The organism is Serratia myotis (genome assembly GCF_027474885.1).
In the GTDB taxonomy this organism is placed as follows: Bacteria; Pseudomonadota; Gammaproteobacteria; order Enterobacterales; family Enterobacteriaceae; genus Serratia; species Serratia proteamaculans.
Map to the genome: position 1 here is coordinate 3429456 of NZ_CP099707.1, position 18010 is coordinate 3447465.

At 55.8% G+C, this 18010-nt stretch carries 17 protein-coding genes; 16 read left to right on the forward strand and 1 reads right to left on the reverse strand.

Going from position 1 to position 18010, the window contains the following annotated elements; all coding sequences use genetic code 11:
* Positions 1–19 precede the first annotated feature (19 nt).
* From tssK to NHG65_RS16340, 8 genes are all read left to right on the forward strand, one after another.
* On the forward strand, positions 20–1366 hold the full coding sequence (gene tssK, locus NHG65_RS16305; protein ID WP_099064666.1) for a type VI secretion system baseplate subunit TssK: 1347 nt from the start codon (positions 20–22) through the stop codon (positions 1364–1366).
* Between the two features lie 21 nt (positions 1367–1387).
* Positions 1388–2590 (forward strand): DotU family type VI secretion system protein, encoded by a 1203-nt coding sequence (locus NHG65_RS16310; protein ID WP_413477819.1) that lies wholly within the window; start codon positions 1388–1390, stop codon positions 2588–2590.
* The gene (gene tssM / locus NHG65_RS16315) at positions 2590–6228 is read left to right on the forward strand and encodes a type VI secretion system membrane subunit TssM (RefSeq protein ID WP_413477685.1); all 3639 of its coding nucleotides are present in this window, start codon (positions 2590–2592) and stop codon (positions 6226–6228) included. Before NHG65_RS16310 ends, tssM begins: the two co-directional genes overlap by 1 nt.
* Positions 6229–6246: 18 nt before the next feature.
* Positions 6247–6966 carry a type VI secretion system-associated protein TagF gene (gene tagF / locus NHG65_RS16320; RefSeq protein ID WP_112349606.1) on the forward strand — a complete coding sequence of 240 codons (720 nt, stop codon included), beginning with the start codon at positions 6247–6249 and terminating at the stop codon, positions 6964–6966.
* Positions 6967–6989: 23 nt separating this feature from the next.
* A complete protein-coding gene (gene tssA / locus NHG65_RS16325) occupies positions 6990–8015 on the forward strand; it encodes a type VI secretion system protein TssA (protein WP_499182421.1) in 1026 nt (341 codons plus the stop codon).
* Between the two features lie 104 nt (positions 8016–8119).
* Complete coding sequence (gene tssB, locus NHG65_RS16330) at positions 8120–8656, forward strand: type VI secretion system contractile sheath small subunit (protein ID WP_099064671.1); 537 nt, start codon at positions 8120–8122, stop codon at positions 8654–8656.
* A 3-nt stretch (positions 8657–8659) separates the two neighbouring features.
* Positions 8660–10165 (forward strand): type VI secretion system contractile sheath large subunit, encoded by a 1506-nt coding sequence (gene tssC / locus NHG65_RS16335; RefSeq protein WP_499182422.1) that lies wholly within the window; start codon positions 8660–8662, stop codon positions 10163–10165.
* Positions 10166–10252: 87 nt separating this feature from the next.
* Positions 10253–10921 (forward strand): Ssp6 family T6SS pore-forming effector, encoded by a 669-nt coding sequence (locus tag NHG65_RS16340; protein WP_232519122.1) that lies wholly within the window; start codon positions 10253–10255, stop codon positions 10919–10921.
* A 201-nt stretch (positions 10922–11122) separates the two neighbouring features.
* Here NHG65_RS16340 and NHG65_RS16345 read toward each other — a convergent pair whose 3' ends face one another.
* Positions 11123–11407, reverse strand: coding sequence for a hypothetical protein (locus NHG65_RS16345; protein WP_099064674.1), 285 nt, complete (start codon positions 11405–11407; stop codon positions 11123–11125).
* Positions 11408–11609: 202 nt separating this feature from the next.
* Here NHG65_RS16345 and NHG65_RS16350 point away from each other — a divergent pair, with 202 nt between their 5' ends.
* The 8 genes from NHG65_RS16350 to NHG65_RS16385 all read left to right on the forward strand — a co-directional run bounded on the left by NHG65_RS16350 (position 11610) and on the right by NHG65_RS16385 (position 18009).
* Positions 11610–12092, forward strand: coding sequence for an Hcp family type VI secretion system effector (locus tag NHG65_RS16350; protein WP_012145727.1), 483 nt, complete (start codon positions 11610–11612; stop codon positions 12090–12092).
* Positions 12093–12186: 94 nt separating this feature from the next.
* Positions 12187–12552, forward strand: coding sequence for a T6SS amidase immunity protein Tai4 family protein (locus tag NHG65_RS16355; protein ID WP_099064812.1), 366 nt, complete (start codon positions 12187–12189; stop codon positions 12550–12552).
* The gene (locus NHG65_RS16360) at positions 12536–12925 is read left to right on the forward strand and encodes a T6SS amidase immunity protein Tai4 family protein (protein WP_499182423.1); all 390 of its coding nucleotides are present in this window, start codon (positions 12536–12538) and stop codon (positions 12923–12925) included. The genes NHG65_RS16355 and NHG65_RS16360 overlap by 17 nt, the downstream gene beginning before the upstream one ends.
* 152 nt (positions 12926–13077) lie before the next feature.
* Positions 13078–14808 (forward strand): type VI secretion system-associated FHA domain protein TagH, encoded by a 1731-nt coding sequence (gene tagH, locus NHG65_RS16365; protein ID WP_099064676.1) that lies wholly within the window; start codon positions 13078–13080, stop codon positions 14806–14808.
* On the forward strand, positions 14808–15581 hold the full coding sequence (locus NHG65_RS16370) for a PP2C family protein-serine/threonine phosphatase (protein WP_099064677.1): 774 nt from the start codon (positions 14808–14810) through the stop codon (positions 15579–15581). Before tagH ends, NHG65_RS16370 begins: the two co-directional genes overlap by 1 nt.
* Before the next feature lie 30 nt (positions 15582–15611).
* Positions 15612–16598: a type VI secretion system-associated protein gene (locus tag NHG65_RS16375; RefSeq protein ID WP_499182424.1), complete on the forward strand. Its 987-nt coding sequence runs from the start codon at positions 15612–15614 to the stop codon at positions 16596–16598.
* Positions 16599–16615: 17 nt separating this feature from the next.
* The gene (locus NHG65_RS16380) at positions 16616–17431 is read left to right on the forward strand and encodes a type VI secretion system accessory protein TagJ (RefSeq protein ID WP_499182425.1); all 816 of its coding nucleotides are present in this window, start codon (positions 16616–16618) and stop codon (positions 17429–17431) included.
* A 2-nt stretch (positions 17432–17433) separates the two neighbouring features.
* Positions 17434–18009 (forward strand): type VI secretion system baseplate subunit TssE, encoded by a 576-nt coding sequence (locus NHG65_RS16385; protein WP_099064680.1) that lies wholly within the window; start codon positions 17434–17436, stop codon positions 18007–18009.
* Position 18010 lies beyond the last annotated feature (1 nt).

The window sequence follows — 18010 nt, forward strand, 5'->3', positions numbered from 1 at the left end:
AGTAACCAAAGGTGTGATGATGAAAGATGCTCATAAGGTAGTCTGGACTGAAGGGATGTTTTTACGCCCTCACCATTTCCAGCAGGCGGAAAACTATCTCGAAAGCTACATGCGCAATTGGGGCCAGGCCCACCAGGGTTGTTTTTGGGGTTTCCTCAATCTGGATTTGGATCAGACCCTGCTGCGTCAGGGCAAAATTGCCCTCAACGCTGCCAGCGGCATCATGCCGGACGGCACGCCGTTTCGTTTCTCCGGCGCCCAACAGGCCCCCGCCCCGCTGACCATCGCCGAAAACAAGACCGGCGAAAACGTCGTATTGGCCCTGCCGACCTATCGCGCGGGCCGCGAAGACGTGATTTTTCAGGAAGCGCCGGACGCGCTGGCACGCTATCTGGCCTATGAAAACGAAGTCGACGACCTGAACGCCGTCTCGGTCGGCAGCGCAGCACTGCAGTTTGGTCAATTGCGCCTACGCCTGATGCTGGAAAGCGACCTTAACGCTGAATGGACGGCACTAGGTGTCACCCGGGTGCTGGAAAAACGCGGCGATGCCAGCCTGCGTCTCGATCAGGTGCAAATCCCGCCGATGCTGAACTGTCAGGGAAGCCCGGTGCTGAAAAACTTTATCAACGATTTGCAGGGCCTGTTACAACAGCGCAGCCAACAGATGAGCCAGCGCCTGCTGCAACCGGGACGCGGCGGAAGTTCCGAAATGGTCGACTTCATGCTGCTGCAACTGATTAACCGCCATCTCGGCCAGGTGAGCCACGCTTACCATCTTGATCATCTGCACCCGGAACGCCTGTTCGCCGACTGGCTGCAATTCGCCACCGAACTCGCCAGCTTCTCGGCACAGCGCACGCCGGAAGCCCGACTACCGGTGTATGACCATGACAACCTGGCACTGTGTTTTGGCAAGTTAATGCTGTTACTGCGTCAGGGACTGTCGGTGGTGCTGGAAGACAACGCCATCCAATTGACCCTGGTCGAGCGCTCGCATGGCCTGAACATCGCCACCGTTCAAGACACCAAAATGATGCGCGACTTCGGTTTCGTGCTGGCGGTACGTGCCGACGTGGCCGCCGAAGTGCTGCTGACCCACTTCCCGGCGCAGATGAAGATAGCCCCGGTCACGCGTATCCGTGATCTGGTTCAATTGCAACTGCCGGGCATTGGGCTGCGTACCATGCCAGCCGCGCCACGTCAGATCCCCTATCACGCGGGTTACACCTATTTCGAACTGGAAAAAGGCAGCGACCTGTGGAAACAGATGGAAAAATCCAGCGCCTTCGCCCTGCACCTGGCCGGCGACTTCCCAGGACTGGATATGGAATTTTGGGCGATTCGCAGCCATACGGACCGGTAACTTATGACTCAGGAAAATAGCATGACACCGGCGGGCAACCCGCTGGTAGAGGCCGCCAACCCGTTGCTGAACGCCATCTCGCAAATCCGTCAGTCGGCCACTCACGCCAACCCGGCGCAACTGCGCCAGCAACTGATTGATAAAGTGCGTCACTTTGAACTCCACGGGCAGCGCGCCAACCTGCCGTATGAAGTGATTATCGGCGCACGTTATTGCCTGTGCACCGCGCTGGATGAAGCCGCCGCGCTGACCCCCTGGGGCAGCAGTAGCGTCTGGTCCGGCAGCGGATTGCTGGTGACTTTTCACAACGAAACCTGGGGTGGAGAAAAATTCTTCCAACTGCTGGCCAAGCTGTCGCAAAGTCCGCGCGAACATATCCAACTGCTGGAGCTGATTAACTTTTGCCTGCTGCTGGGGTTTGAAGGCCGCTACCGGGTGATGGAGAACGGTCGTTCGCAGTTGGAGACCATGAAGCAGCGCCTGCTGCAACTGATCCGCTCGGTGCGTGGCGGTTATGCCCCACCGCTGTCGCCCAATGCACTGGACTTGCCGGTGCAGCAAAAGCTGTGGCGCCCACTGGTGCCGCTCTGGGCCTGCGTGGCGCTGACCGGTTTCCTGGCGTCGTTGCTGTTTATCGCCCTCAACTGGCGACTGGGCGACAGTACCAGCCCGGTATTGGCCGCCATTTATCAGACCAATCTGCCTCAGGTTGCCATCAGCAACCCGGCACCGGCGGCGCCCCCGACGCTGAGTCTGAAAAGCTTCCTGCGTAAAGAAATTGCCGAAGGCCTGGTGGTGGTGCGTGACGAAGCACAGCAAAGCGTGGTGATCCTGAAGGGTGACGGCCTGTTCGACTCCGCCGCCACCACGGTACGCGGCAACTATATTCCGGTGATTGACCGCGTTGCCGCCGCCATGAACGGCGTCAGCGGCAAGATCCTGGTCACCGGCTACAGCGATAATCTGCCGATCCGCAGCGCGCGCTTCGCTTCCAACTGGGAACTTTCACTGGCCCGCGCCGAGGCGGTCAGCGCCCGGCTGCAGAAACACCTCGATAACCCGCAACGGGTGAAGGCGGAGGGCCGTGGTGAAAGCAACCCGGTCGCACCGAACAATAGCAAAGTGAACCGGGCGCTGAATCGTCGGGTAGAAATTACGCTGTTGGTTGCGCCAGAAAATACCCAGGCGGAAATCAACGGCTTGCCGCAAGGAAACGGAAAGTAATGCTCAGTACGTTATTCTCCATCATCACCAGTCGCCTGTTATGGGGCTTTGCCGGTATTACCGCGCTGGCGTTCATCATCTGGATGATCGGCCCGTTGGTGGCTATCGGCGATTATCGCCCGCTGGAACCGGAACTCAACCGCCAGTTAGCCATCGGCGCTCTCTATCTGATCTGGTTTCTGTGCCGCATTATTCCGCGTATCTACAATGCCTGGCTCAACCGTAGGTTGCTGAGCAACCTGCGTGCCAGCGAGGAAATCCCGGCAGAAAACGGCAAGCCGGTAGCCAAACAGGATGAACTGCTGGCCCAGCGTTTTGATGAAGCGGCGCAATTGCTGAAAAAAGCCCGCTTCGCACCGGGCCAGGGCAACAGCAAGCACCGCTGGATGACTCACTTCAGCCGTCAATATCTTTACCAGCTCCCCTGGTATGTGATCATCGGTGCACCGGGCGCAGGGAAAACCACCGCGCTGGTCAACTCCGGTCTCCATTTCCCGCTGGCAGATCGCTTCGGCAAATCTGCCCTACGGGGTGTCGGAGGAACACGCAACTGTGATTGGTGGTTCACCAATGACGCCGTGCTGCTTGATACTGCCGGTCGCTATACCACACAGGAAAGCCAGCGAGAAGAAGATGCCGACGAGTGGAAAAGCTTCGTCAGCCTGCTGAAAAAATACCGTACCCGCCAACCAATCAACGGCGTGATGGTGACCATCAGCATCGCCGATCTGTTGAGTGACAGCAGCGATGCCCGTGCCGCGCAGGCCAGCGCGCTGCGTAAACGCCTGATTGAACTGCATGAGCAGTTGGGGATCCATTTCCCGGTTTACGTACTGGTGACCAAGACCGACCTGCTCAATGGCTTTATGGCCTATTTCAACGGTTTTGATAAGGCGCAGCGCGACCAAATTTGGGGATTCACTTTCCCCTATGAGGCTTCGCGTCAACCGGATTTCAACCTGAACGCCACCTTCGAACAACAATATACCTTGCTGCAGCAACGGCTGGATGCCGCGTTGCCTGAGACTTTGCTGGTTGAACATGACGCCCGCCAACGCGCCGAAACCTATCTGTTTCCGCAGGAATTCGCCGCTCTGCGTCCGTTGCTGAGCCAGTATCTGGATCAGGTATTTGCCACCTCCAGTTTTGAGACTCGTTTTACGCCGCGCGGCATTTACTTCACCAGCGGCACCCAGGAAGGTCTGCCTTTCGATCGGGTGATGGGCGAACTGAACCGTTACCTGCAATTGCCGACCGCAAACAGCCAACAGCATGCCAACCCGGCCTGGGACAATGTGAACCCGACCGCGCCCATCCCGGCGACCAAGGGCCAAAGCTTTTTCCTGAAAGACACGCTGGAATCGGTAATTTTCCAGGAGTCCGGACTGGCAGGCAGCAACCGCTGGTGGGAATACCGCAACCGCGCCCTGCATTGGGCAGGCTATATCGCGCTGGCGGCTTGCCTGGCGATCCTGGCGATTTTCTGGTTCACCAGTTACAGCAACAACAAGGCCTATCTGGCCGAAGTTGCCGCCAAAGTGCCCGGCGTGGAACGTCAGGGATTGGGTTTGACGCAGTTGGGTAACGGCGACATGTTATCGCTGCTGCCGTTCCTCAACAGCGTGCTGCATTTGCCGGATAGTCAAAACTTCTCGCTGGAAGATCCCCCGTTCACTTATCGCATGGGGCTGTATCGTGGCGATCAGGTCAGCGACGCCAGCGACTCGCTGTATCAGAAAGCACTAAAGGAGTTGCTGCTGCCGCAGGTGGCGCAGCAGATCGCCACTACGCTGCGTAACGACAACCACGGCGATGCCGACTTCAGCTACGAAGCGTTGAAGGCCTATCAGATGCTGTATCTGCCGAAACAGTACGACGGTAAATTCCTGCGCGCCTGGGTAATGCTCAACCTGCAGCGCAACCTGCCGCAGGGCAGTACGCAAAAACAGTTGCAGCAGATTGAGTGGCACCTGAGCCAACTGCTCGACGTGCAGATCCAGGCTTCGCCTTATGCCAAAGATGAACCTTTGGTCGAGCAAGCACAGGCCGCGCTGAACCGTGCTCCCCTGTCGCAACGGGTGTACGGCCGCCTCAAGCGCCTGCTGTTGAAACAGACCGAAATCAAACCGGTCAGTCTGGTTGACCTGGCCGGCCCGCAGACCGAACTGGCTTTTTCGCGCAAAAGCGGCAAGCCGGTGACCGACGGTGTACCGGGCCTGTTTACCTCGCAAGGCTACTGGAAAACCTTCAACGACAATATTGATCCGGTGACCGATACCCTGCGTCAGGAAGATGTTTGGGTGCTGAACAGCAAAACGCCGGATCAGAAAAACGCCGATCTGATCAAAACCATTCGCCAACTGTATATGCAGGACTTTATCAGCGCCTGGGATGAACTGTTGGGTGATATTCAATTGGCCAATATTGGCAGCCTGAGCCAGCGCATCAGCAGCGCACGTTTGTTATCCGGCAACCCTTCGCCAATGCGGAACCTGCTGGTCAACGTCAGCAAGAATGTCACCCTGCGCGATGAGAAAAACGATGCTGATTCCCGCTCATTGCTGGATAAAACCGAGGATCGGTTGAGCCAGAATGCTAACCACCAACTGGAAGCCCTGTTCACCAACCGCCCTGCCAACGCCGACGGCGACGTCTCTGCCCAGCCGGAACAACTGGTGATGGCGCACTTTGCCGCGTTACTGGAACTGGCGCAAAGTCAGGGGGAAGGCAACAAAGCGATCCCGTTCGACAGCGTGCTCAAACAGGTTGATGAGCTATACAGCTACCTGACTGCGGTCCAGGGCGCGGCCAACAGCGGCATGTCGGCCCCGCCGAGCGATATCATCTCACGCCTGCAGGCCGAATCCGGACGTCTGCCGGTGCCGTTCAAACAGATGCTGCTGTCGCTGGCAATCGGTGCCAGCAGTGACACCCAGCGCAAGGAGATGGAAAACGTCAAGAAACGCATCAGTGTCGAAGTCGGCAGCTTCTGCCGTCAGGCGATCGCCGGACGCTACCCTCTGGCCGCCCGGGCACGGCAGGAAGTGACGCCGGACGACCTGGCACGTATGTTTGCGCCCAATAGCGGACTGATGGACAGCTTCTTCCGTGACAACCTGCAGGGCAAGGTCGATACCACCCGCGCCAACTGGCGTTTTACCCCTGGGGTAGACGGCAAGACGCTGCCAGGTGGCGAAGGCATCCTGCGTTCATTCCAGCAGGCGCAACGTATTCGTGATGCCTTCTTCGCCAACGGTACCGCCGCGCCGTCTTACCGCGTGACCGTACGACCGGTGCGGATGGATAACGACATCCTCAACCTGACGCTGGATATCGACGGGCAGTTGTTCAAATACAGCCACGGTCCGCAGGTTCCTCTGGTGGTCAGTTGGCCGGGTACCCGCAACACCAATCAGGTGCACCTGCAACTGGCGCTGGCCAACGGCTCCACCGCCAGCCTGGTGACCAGCGGCCCTTGGGCGCTGAACCGTTTGGTGGATACGGCACAGTCCTCCGCCGGCAGTAGCAGCCTCGGCCGTCAGGCAACCTTTAACCTGGATGGCCACCGCGTCACGTTGGAGTTCACGGCCAACAGTATCCGCAATCCGTTCCAGTTGCCGGCATTCTCCTGCCCGTAGCCCCGAAAGGACAAGATGATGAGCAATGACCCGAGCCCGACCACAAGCATTGGCTGGTATGGCAAGATCCCTTCCGCCGGTGACTTCCTGCAGCGTCGCCTGCCCGACCTGGTGGTCAACAATTGGGCCCACTGGTTTCACAACGGTTTGGTGAACCTGCAACGCAATCCACCGGGGCCGAACGGGCACCCTTTCAGCAACGCCCCGGTATGGAACTTCGTCATTCCGGCCACGCTCGGCAGCCAGTATGTCCAAATGGGCTGCCTGCTGCCCGCCCGCGATCGGGTGGGACGTCATTACCCGATCTGTGCTCTGCGCCTGTTCTGCCAGGAAGACTGGCGAATGCAGCAATTGAACATGGCGGCAGAATGGTACAACCAGCTCGGGCATCGGTTACTGAATGGCGTGCGCAATGGTTTTTCTGCCGAGCAACTCGACCGTTCGTTGCTGGAGATCCCTGTTCTTGCCAGCCCACCCGTTGAGACAGATTCCGAGATCCTGTCGATCATCGGCTTCCAGCATCCGGACGTGCCCGGCCTCGGCTGGCAACAGGCGGCCGACTGCTTCGATCCAGCGCAGTACACCAGTTTCTGGTGGACCAATCAGGCCGATGGGCATCCGCTCTATACCCATGTGCATAGCGGCAACCTTACCGTGCAACTGTTCTCTCTGTTGTTTGAACCCAATGGCTGGGCACGCCCCGGTCGTGGCGGTCACTATCCGCAGATGTTTGATTAACCTCGCCTGTTGAAGGAAATTTTATGGCTATCGACACCCTGTTAGCCCCGGTTGACGCAGAAAATCCCTGCGGCGAAAACCTGGAGTACGACACCGATTTTCTGGCGATGGAGCAGGCTGCCACCGGTAAGAGTGAGCAGCAGTTCGGCAGCACCATTATCCCGGCAGAAGCACCGGACTGGGTGCAGGTGGAGCGACTCGCGACCACGTTGCTGACGCGCACCAAAGATTTACGGGTGATGCTGTGTCTGACCCGCGCCTGGACGCAGCTGCGCGGATTGCAAGGCTACGCCGACGGCCTGATGCTGATCCACCAGGCGTTGGATCGTTACTGGGACACATTGTTGCCACTGCTGGAATTCGACGGCGAGGCCGACCCGTTGTTTCGCATCAACGTGCTGGCCGATCTCGGCGATAAAGCCACGCTGACCGCCAGCGTGCGCGCCGCGCCGCTGCTGAAAGGGGCCGCTGGTGAAATCTCACTGCGTGATGCCGGGGCACTGCTCGACGGCAGCAAGCTGGAGTGTCCTAATTTCCCCGGCGGCCGAGCGCGCCTGCAGGACGAACTGTCGCAACCGGACCGCCCGGAAACGCAGTTGGTGGTGCACATCACCGAAACCCTCGGTGCTATCCGCGCGACGGTCATCCGCCATTTGGGGGAAAGCGCCCTGCCGGAAATGCACAACCTGACCAAAATCTTTGCCCTGGTCGCTCAGTTCGGTCAGGGCATCGCTCCGGTTACCGAAATGGTCGAACAGCCAGATGACGTTGCCGCCCAACCCACAAACGCTACCACAGCGCCATCGGGTGCCACGCTCAACTGGCGCAGTGCACAGATTCAGTCGCGCGATGACGCCCAACTGATGCTGGACAAGGTAAAAAGCTATTTTCGTCTTCATGAGCCAAGCCACCCGGCACCGCTGATGATCGACCGGGTACAACGGCTGATTGCACTGGACTTTATGCAAATTATCCGCGATTTGGCGCCCGATGGTCTTAACCAACTGGAGACCATTCTCGGTCGTCCCGATAACGAGGAGAACAACTAGCCGCCGATCCCTTTGTTCTCTTAACGATAGTCATACCTGCATTTGAACCTGACTCTCCAAGCCGGAAGAGGCGCGTTCCCAATCGCCATAAGATGGAGTAAATCATGCCAAACTCGAAATCCCGCAGCGGGCAGAAATTTATCGCCCGCAACCGCGCACCGCGCGTACAGATTGAATACGATGTCGAAATTTATGGCGCAGAGCGCAAAATCCAGTTGCCGTTCGTGATGGGCGTAATGGCCGATCTGGTGGGGAAATCGGTTGATCCGCAACCGAGCGTTGATGAGCGCAAATTCCTGGAGATCGACATCGATAACTTCGATGAACGCATGAAATCGCTAAAACCGCGCGTGGCTTATCAGGTCGACAACACCCTGACCGGCGAAGGCAAGCTGAACATCGACCTGACTTTCGAAAGCATGGAAGACTTCTCCCCTGCCGCGATTGCCCGCAAGGTTGACGCGCTGGACAACCTGCTGGATGCCCGTACTCAGCTTTCCAACCTGCTGTCTTATATGGACGGTAAAAACGGTGCCGAAGAGCTGATCTCGAAGATCTTGCAAAACCCGGCGTTGCTGCAATCCCTGACCGATGCGCCGAAACCGGCTGCAGAAGACGACAACAATCAGCGTGAGGATTAATTGATGAGCAACTCGCCTCAGCAACAAAAAGCGCTGCAGACCACCGAAAGCTTCTCCAGTGATGAATTCAGTGCGCTGCTGAACAAAGAATTTCGGCCTAAGACCGATCAGGCCAAGGAAGCGGTTGAAAATGCGGTAAAAACCCTGGCGCAGCAGGCGCTGGAAAATACCGTTACCGTCTCCTCTGACGCCTACCGCACCATTCAGGCGCTGATCGCCGAAATCGACGAAAAGCTGTCGCAGCAGGTTAACCAGATTATCCACCACGCTGAATTCCAGAAGCTGGAAGGTGCCTGGCACGGCCTGCACTATCTGGTCAATAATTCCGAAACCGACGAAATGCTGAAAATCCGCTTTATGAGCATTTCCAAGCAGGAGCTGGGCCGCACGCTGAAACGCCATAAAGGCGTGGGTTGGGACCAGAGCCCCATCTTCAAGAAGGTGTACGAGGAAGAGTACGGCCAGTTCGGTGGCGAGCCGTTCGGTTGTCTGGTGGGAGATTACTACTTCGATCACAGCCCGCAGGACGTAGAGCTGTTGGGTGAGATGGCGAAAATCAGTGCCGCCTCCCACTGCCCGTTCATCGCCGGTACCGCACCGAGCGTGATGAAGATGGAGTCCTGGCAGGAGCTGTCCAACCCGCGTGATCTGACCAAGATTTTCCAAAATACCGAATACGCCGCCTGGCGCAGCCTGCGTGAATCGGAAGATGCCCGCTATCTGGGCCTGGTGATGCCACGCTTCCTGGCGCGCCTGCCCTATGGCATTCGTACCAATCCGGTTGACGAGTTCGACTTCGAGGAAGAAACCGACGGTGCCAACCACGGTAACTACACCTGGACCAACGCCGCCTATGCCATGGCCGCCAACATCAACCGCTCGTTCAAAGAGTTTGGCTGGTGTACTGCGATCCGTGGGGTGGAATCCGGCGGTGCGGTAGAGAATCTGCCGTGCCACACCTTCCCGAGCGACGACGGCGGCGTGGATATGAAGTGCCCAACCGAAATCGCCATCAGCGATCGCCGCGAGGCCGAACTGGCCAAGAACGGCTTCATGCCGCTGGTGCACCGGAAAAACTCCGACTTTGCCGCCTTTATCGGTGCCCAGTCGTTGCAGAAGCCGGCGGAATACTACGACGCCGATGCCTCAGCCAACGCTCAGCTCTCCGCCCGCTTACCGTACCTGTTCGCCTGCTGCCGCTTCGCGCATTACCTGAAGTGCATCGTCCGCGACAAGATCGGTTCTTTCCGCGAGCGTGACGATATGGAACGCTGGTTAAACGACTGGATCATGAACTACGTGGATGGCGACCCGGCCAACTCCTCGCAGGAAACCAAGTCGCGTAAACCGCTGGCCGCGGCGGAAGTGCAGGTGGAGGAGATAGAAGACAACCCGGGCTACTACAGCGCCAAGTTCTTCCTGCGCCCACATTACCAATTGGAAGGCTTGACCGTCTCCCTGCGTCTGGTATCGAAGCTGCCTTCACTGAAGCAGAACGACGCATCCTGATGTGCTGAAAGTCAGGCCGTGGAAACACGGCCTGACTGATCTGAATTTTTTATAACAATAATCTAATAACGTTAATAGTAGGGACCAATGATGGCAACCAGCTCACCAAGAGAAATTGCCGATGGCATGCTGAAAATTTTCGATACACGGAAGAAAAGTAACGCTGAAATCTTTGCCAAGAGTGCCGTCAGTGGATTTATAGAGATCCCAGAAGATTTATGGATGCTTACCAGAGATTTTTTTGACTCAGACAATCGTTGGCGCAATCAAACGGACCGAATTCGATTAATCACACTGATAAAAAAGGGTTTAACTTCAGAAGATGTTCGACGCTTACTTAACATTGTGATCAGAAAATACCTCACAGGGTTAACAGAAGAACAATCTAAAGATTTGTTGTTGAAAAAGGCAGGTCGTACATCAGGTAATATGGCATTTAAAATGGTCTTCGTTAATGAATTAATTTCTTTGTTTGTATCGAAAATCATCCCTCGTTTTTTGGTTTCCGCTGGCATGACAGGGGTTTTAAGTATTGGCGCATCAGTTTCACGTTCTATTTATTCATCGTACGAACTTAGAAAATTAAATCAAAATATCTATAACGAGCTAAGAGCTGCCGGGGATTTAGATCTACTTTACTTTCTGGTTGACGATAATATAAAACCATTCATTGATGCAATAAACTATCAAGGCTCGCACGGTGCTTACGACAAACAAATATTTGATCGCTTTTTAGCGGGAGTGCCACGTGATTGAAAAAACCATCAAATACTCACTGGTATACATATTAATTTTCATCTCCTCAGTGACTTTTTTTTCAACCTTAGGCTACTACATCCTTGTCTTTGACTGGAAGAGTGAAAATTCCAGCTTGGCGATAAACACTGGAATGTTACTGCTATTAGTCCTCACATCTATCGCCATTTATTACATTGCGGAAAAAATAAAATCAAAAATTTAATTTTTTTTGTAAAACTTACAAGCAAATAAAAAAATAGCAACCATAACTATAAAGAAGAGTGTTTTACCAAAAATAACCCCAATAGAACTTCCGGTCAAAGACTCATATACCAGAACATAGTAAGCAGAACGAATGACATCAATAAGTGCATAAACACCAATGATGAACGAGGCGGTTAAAAGTACTACAGCGATAATTTTTTTCATTTTCAACCTTTTTAAAATCACAAAGCCAATCATGGGAAGTGATTCTAGTGTAACGGGTAGATTAATGTCTAGCATTTCATCCGTGCTTTGTGGTTAACCTATTCGAAACGGGAATCTTATATCATCGTTTCGAGTTTCACTGAACTATGGAAGTAGTTCACGCCGAGGCAGAGGTAAAATATGGACGATTTTATTCGGCCCCATGCTTTCCTGTTTGCCATATAAGTGCTTTTTCGAAAGCAGCAATGTTATTTATCCCTAAAAAAGAGTAGATACTATGGCTATTGATATGTTCCTGAAAGTTGAAGGTGCCAGCGGTGAATCTAAAGATTCAAATCACAAAGGCTGGACCGACATTACTTCTTTCTCCTGGGGCGCTTCTCAACCAGGCAACATGAGCGTGGGTGGTGGTGGCGGTGCCGGTAAGGTTTGCTTTAACGATCTGCATGTCAATGCGCTGGTCGACAAATCAACCCCGGCGCTGCTGAAACACTGCTCCAGCGGTAAACACCTGACCAAGATTGAACTGTCAGTCTGTAAAGCCGGTGGCAGCCAGGTTGAATACGTCAAAATCACCCTGGACGACGTACTGGTCACTGCCGTGCAATACACCGGTGCCGGCGGTGAAGACACCGTGGGCGTGACTTACTCGTTCCAGGCATCGAAAGTGAAACAGCAGTACTGGGAGCAGAGCGATAAAGGCGGCAAAGGCGCAGAAAGCAGCGCAGGTTGGAATATCAAGGAAAACCGCGAAGCTTAATCTGTTTCCCCCGGTTCCGGCCGGGGGTCTTCAAACATACTGATAAGGAGAATGGATCATTCGTACCTGAAGTTGTCTCACTATGGATATTAAAATGAAAAATTCACACGCTGCCTTCATTCTTTTATTTTTACCAACATCTTTACTTGCAGGGAATATTAAAATAGAAAATCTTCCACAAGAGACAATATATAATAACTGGTTGGTTAGCCGATGCATTGGAAAATCCACCGACTCCGAAAAGACCCGTGAAGATGCATTCCGCTCAGCCAGCGCCTATTTGGAGTTCAGCAAGTTACCTATTGATGCTTTCGACAAGGGGGAGGAATTGGTTAGTCAAACTTTGCAGAAACACTCGCAGGGTTCGGTTAAGGGGAGCTACCATACAATGGAATGCCTCTCACTTCCTCAATCCGCAGAAGCCAAAATTATTTTCAAAAAATATGAAAAAAATGAATAGGCAGGCAAGGCTGAGATTGTTGCTCATAATTACAAGCTTAATAGCATCCCCTTCAGGGCTTGCTCAGTTTAAGCAAATGTATAGCCCAAAGTCACAGCTTGAAAACTACGCACTTAGCGTCTGTATTGCCGAAGGCTATTCAGCTGCAGAGGTGAAAAATGACGCCGCGGCCGCCGCTCGAGGTTATACCGAGTTTGGTAATTACTCCCTTGAAGCGCACACCGCAGTTCGTAATCTCGCCAAACAGTTTTTAGCACGTCAATACGACAGCATGTCTGGCGAACCGATGACGATGGCAAAATGTATCGACCTTTACCATAGCCAAGAACTAAAACAAATAATCAGCAAGTACAAAGATAAAGATGACAACTAGGTTTTATAACTGACCTCAAATCCCAATTGACCTTTAAATATTTGCAAAAAACCACAGCATAAACCGGCTTACCAAAATAGCCGCTAATTTTGGTAAGCCAAACACCGAAATAATAACTAACTGCAATACATCCTAATCAGCAGGAATGCCTTATGCGATTTTCTATTGTGAAAAATAAAAGTGGCCAGGTTGCGCCACAGAGTAGCTGCGACTTTTTGCCGCCCGGCGGCACCATTGGCCGTAGCGTGGACAACAACCTGGTGCTGCCGGACGAAGAGCGCGCCATCTCCCGGCTGCAGGCGATCGTACATATTTCTGCTGACGGCGAATGCCGCGTGACCAACCGCGGTAACGTCACCCGTGTGCTGCTGAACGATATCCCGCTGGAGCGTGGCCGTCAGGTCGAACTGCAGGATGGGGACATTCTCGGCATCGACGATTACCAGATCCAGGTCACCTCCTTACAGCAAGCGGCTGCACCGCAGGCTCAACCGGCAGTGAAAACCGCCGACACCGCGCCAGTGACTACGCCGGTCGCCAAAGAAAAATCGGCTGCCCCCATCCCGAATGAGATCTGGGACAGCCTGGTAGAAGAGTTCACGCCAGCCGCAGCGGTAAATCCGCGCCCGGCTCCCGTCATTAATCAGGACAGCCATCCGCTGCTGGAAACCCCGGAACCTGAGATGAACCCGGCCGATCCGCTGGCGCAATTGGCAGGCGGCGTCGAACTACGTCAACTGCAGTCGCAGCAAACCGATCCGGCTATGTTGTTCAACACCGACACCACCTTCGAACGCGATCCAATTTTGGCCGATACCACCCCGAGTGCGCTATTGGCCGAACAGCGTCCGACCACCAGCCAAGCTGCGCCGATCAAACCCGCTGAGCTGAAAAAAAATGAGCAGGAGCTCGATCCGTTGGCGTTGTTTGGCGGTTCTTCCACTCCCGCATCGCCGGAGGCATTAAACAGCAACGATCCCCTCGGTCTGCTGATGGGCAGTGCCGTCCCTCTGACACAGCCGGAGGTACCCCAGCCACCGTTGCAACAGCCGGCAATGGTAGCTCGCGAGGAAACACCTCAACCCAAAGCCACGCCGCAGCCGGTCGCACAGCCAACGCCGCTACCGCAACCAGAGCCACAATATTCCCCCCCGGTTCAGCCAACCACCGCTCAGCCGCGTCCGCGTCCGGCCAACCGCCTGGGTATCGATCCGATAGCCTATCAGTCCGCACGCACTCAACATGGTTCAGTAACTAGCGGCGAACGGTTGGAAGGCCCCCTGTTGGCGGCACTCCTGCAAGGGGTCGGTCTGGATGATCTACAGCCACAGCCGCACTTTGATGAGCAACAGCTCCGTCAGGCCGGTCGGTTGCTGAGCCTGTTTTCTCAGGGCACCGTCGCTCTGCTGTCTTCACGCTCGATCCTTAAGCGTGGCGTGAAGGCCGAGATGACCATGATCCTCGATGAGGCCAATAACCCATTCAAACTGCTGCCTTCGGGCAAGACGGTGTTGATGCAGATGTTCGGCAGCAAAATGCCGGGGTTTATGCCGCCAGAACAGGCGGTACGTGACGCGCTGATCGACCTGCAGGCACACCAGCTAGGCATGATCGCCGGTATTCGCGCCATCATCGCCGCCATGTTGCAGTCGTTCAACCCGGATCGTCTCGAAGAAGAAGCGCGTAAGGAAGGTGCGGCCCCTCGCCTGTCGCTGCCCGCCAGCCGCAAGGCGGCCCTGTGGGATTACTTCGTAAAAAGCTATCAGCAGACCTCTGGCGAAATCGAGGACGACTTCCACACCCTGTTCGGCGAAGCCTTCCTGCACGCCTATGACGTTGAAGTGAATCAATATAAAGACTCACAGACCCAACCGGATGCGTAATGAATATCACTATAGCCTCTACCTCCAATCAGGGCGGCCGCGCCTCTAATCAGGATCAGACCGGCGAAGTGGTCGGCAACCGCGCAGCCTGTTTCGTGGTTTGTGACGGCATCGCCGGTTTTCCCGGCGGGGACATCGCCGCCAAGCTGGCACACGACACCATCCTGCAAAACTTCGACGGTGAAAAGCACCTGAACGCCCAGAGCATTCGCCAACACATTTCCAGTGCCAATGCCGCCATCCACCAGCAGCAGCGACAGGCGCATGAGTACAGCAAGATGGGCACCACGCTGGTCAGCCTGTTTATCGATCGTGATTACCAACTGGCCTATTGGGCGCACGCCGGTGACAGTCGTCTGTACCTGTTCCGCCGCGGTTATTTGTATTCGGTCACCACCGACCACAGCCTGATCCAGCAAATGCAGGACGCCGGCTACCAGACCAGCGGCATCAACAGCAATTTGCTGTATTTCGCTCTGGGCCTGAATGAAGAGCGCGACGCCACCTACAGCGACGTGTTGCAACTGGAAGATGGCGACGTCTTTCTGCTGTGCACCGACGGCTTTTGGCACAGTTTTACCCAGTCGGAACTGGAACAATCGCTGCATATGGTCAACTCCCCCAGCGAGTGGATTGCCCTGATGGAGCAAGCATGGAAGAAAAATAATAACAGCGATAACTACAGCGCTATCGCCGTCTGGATTGGCTCACCGCAGGAAACCACCCTGCTGCATTCGCTGGCGGATGCAGAGCGGTTTTTGTCCCGCGACTGAGTCAGGTACACATTTACAGCAAGGTTCCCTATGAAATACTGGATGCCCGGATTTATCGCCCTGATGGCGATACCGGCCGCGCAGGCGGCGAATTATCGCTTGGTCTACTCCCCCAGCCAGAAGCTGGAGGTGTTTATCGACGACGTCAAAAATAGCCAACCAGCCAGTTGGTGCAGCAAAACCATCCCGCTGCGCATCGTTTCGGCGCAGAGCAAAGATCCCGCCGTGCTGGATGACTTCCTGCCCCGCGTCGGCAATCTGCTGGCCAAGCAATGCGCCAGGGCCAGCCAACTGCCCTGGACGCTGACCGACAAGCGCGGTGAAAAACTGGCGTCTGGCGAAGCCAGCAAGGTACGGGGCTGGAAGCCGGTGCAAAAACAGCAGGCCGTCGAGCCGATGACTCCCCCAGCGCCGGTGATCCCGGCTGCCGTGGCAATCACCTCGCCGCAGGCAGACAGCGCACCGGTACCCCAATTTGACCTGCCGCAGGGCTGTCATTTCCGCACCTACTGGAACGAAGAAACCAACGGCAGCGCGCTGTTCATCCCGAGCGGCGACGCACTGCGCTGTGGTGAGGACGGCGGGTTAAACGGCAATAGCAGCGTGACACTGCAGCAAAATGGCAAAACCGCTTCGCCGGCGCTGTCGTTCTACCAGGGCTACCCGCTGGTGAAGATCAACGTCGGCGATCACCCCTTGAGCGTGATCAGTGCCAACGTGCAGCGGCTGGTGCTCGGCGCCAACCCGCAGGCTCCGGGCAGTTTCCTGCTGCTACCTTTCGCACCGCAGCTGCACGCCTGGTCGTTTAATGGCGAAGTGATCGTCGAAATGCCGCGTGAAGAAGCCGCAGACACCAACAAAATCAAACAGCGCATTGAACAGGTGCAACGTGCCTGGCAGCCGCTGCTGACCCACCCGGCCACGCCGCTGAGTTTCAAACTGGTGGAAAAGCTGGCCGGCGATCGGGTCGATCCTGCCAGTGGCAGCTACCTGTCGGTTAACGACGCCACTCACTGATTATTAAGGAAAGCCCCGTGAAATCATTAGCAAACATGTTGCAAGGCGGCTCGGTCAGCGCGGCTATCGGCGCAGTGGAAAGTGAAATTAAAGCGCGACCGGCGGATGCCGATCTGCGTGCCGCGCTGGTGCAACTGCTGTGCATCAGCGGTAACTGGCAGCGCGCCAACGCGCAACTGAAATCCTGGCAGGCTCTGAAGCCGATCGCCCAGCCGACCACTTTGCTGTTAATGCAATCGATCAATGCGGAACAGCAGCGCCAGGCGGTGTTCGCCGGTGAGGCAGCCCCCGCGCTACTGCAACAAAATCAGCCCTGGCTGCAACAGATGATCCAGGCGTTACGTCACGATGTCTTGGGTGAGGCTGAACAGGCGCAGGCATTGCGCGATAGCGCGCTGGAAGCGGCACCGGCCAGTGCCGGACAATTGACCCTGGATGAACAGCAACAGCCGGTGGCGTTTGACTGGCTGACCGACGGTGACGGCCGCCTCGGCCCGGTGTGCGAACTGGCATTGAACGGCACCTATTACTGGCTGCCTTTTGCCGATATCGCGGAAATTCAGTTCCAGGCACCGCAAAGCGCCATTGATCTGGTCTGGAGCCATGCACTGGTACGGCTGAACGACGGTCGTGAACAGGTTTGCCAACTGCCTGCTCGCTATCCGCTGGCCGCAGACAGCGACGATGCCCTGTTGCTCGGTAAACGCACCGAGTGGCTCGCGCTGGGCGAGGGTCCGCACTACGCCGGACTGGGCCTGAAAACCTGGCTGAGCGAGAACGATGAGTTCCCGCTGCACAGCCTGCGCCACCTGAGTTTTAACGCGAGCGCCTAATCATGAACAGCAAGCGGCCAACCCAACATGATGATGGCGATCTGCGCCGTCAGGGCTATCGCGCCCGTCAGGACAGCGAGCGCCTGACGTCACGCGACAAAATGCAGCCGGTGCTGCTCGACATGCTGACCGACGACCAACCGCTGAAAAAACAGGAAGCGCAGGTGCGCAATCTGGTCTCGCACAGCGAACTGCGTCGCCGGGTGCTGCGTGACCTGCAGTGGCTGTTTAACTGCGTGAACAGCGAATCCAGTCTCGATTTGGGCGACTTCCCGCAGGTGCGGCGATCCACCCTGAACTATGGCATCGCCTCGCTGGCCGGCAAGCGCATGTCGGATATCGAATGGCAGGATATTCAGCAGGCGCTGACCGAGTCCATCCTCAATTTCGAACCACGCATCCTGCCCGATGGCCTGCAGGTGCGCTGCATTTCGGACACCGGCTCGCTGGAGCTGCACAACGTGTTATCGATTGAAATCAAGGGCCGCCTGTGGTGCGTGCCCTATCCGCTTGAGTTTCTGTTCCGTACCGACGTGGATCTGGAAAACGGCCACTTCGATCTGAAAGACATAGGGTAAG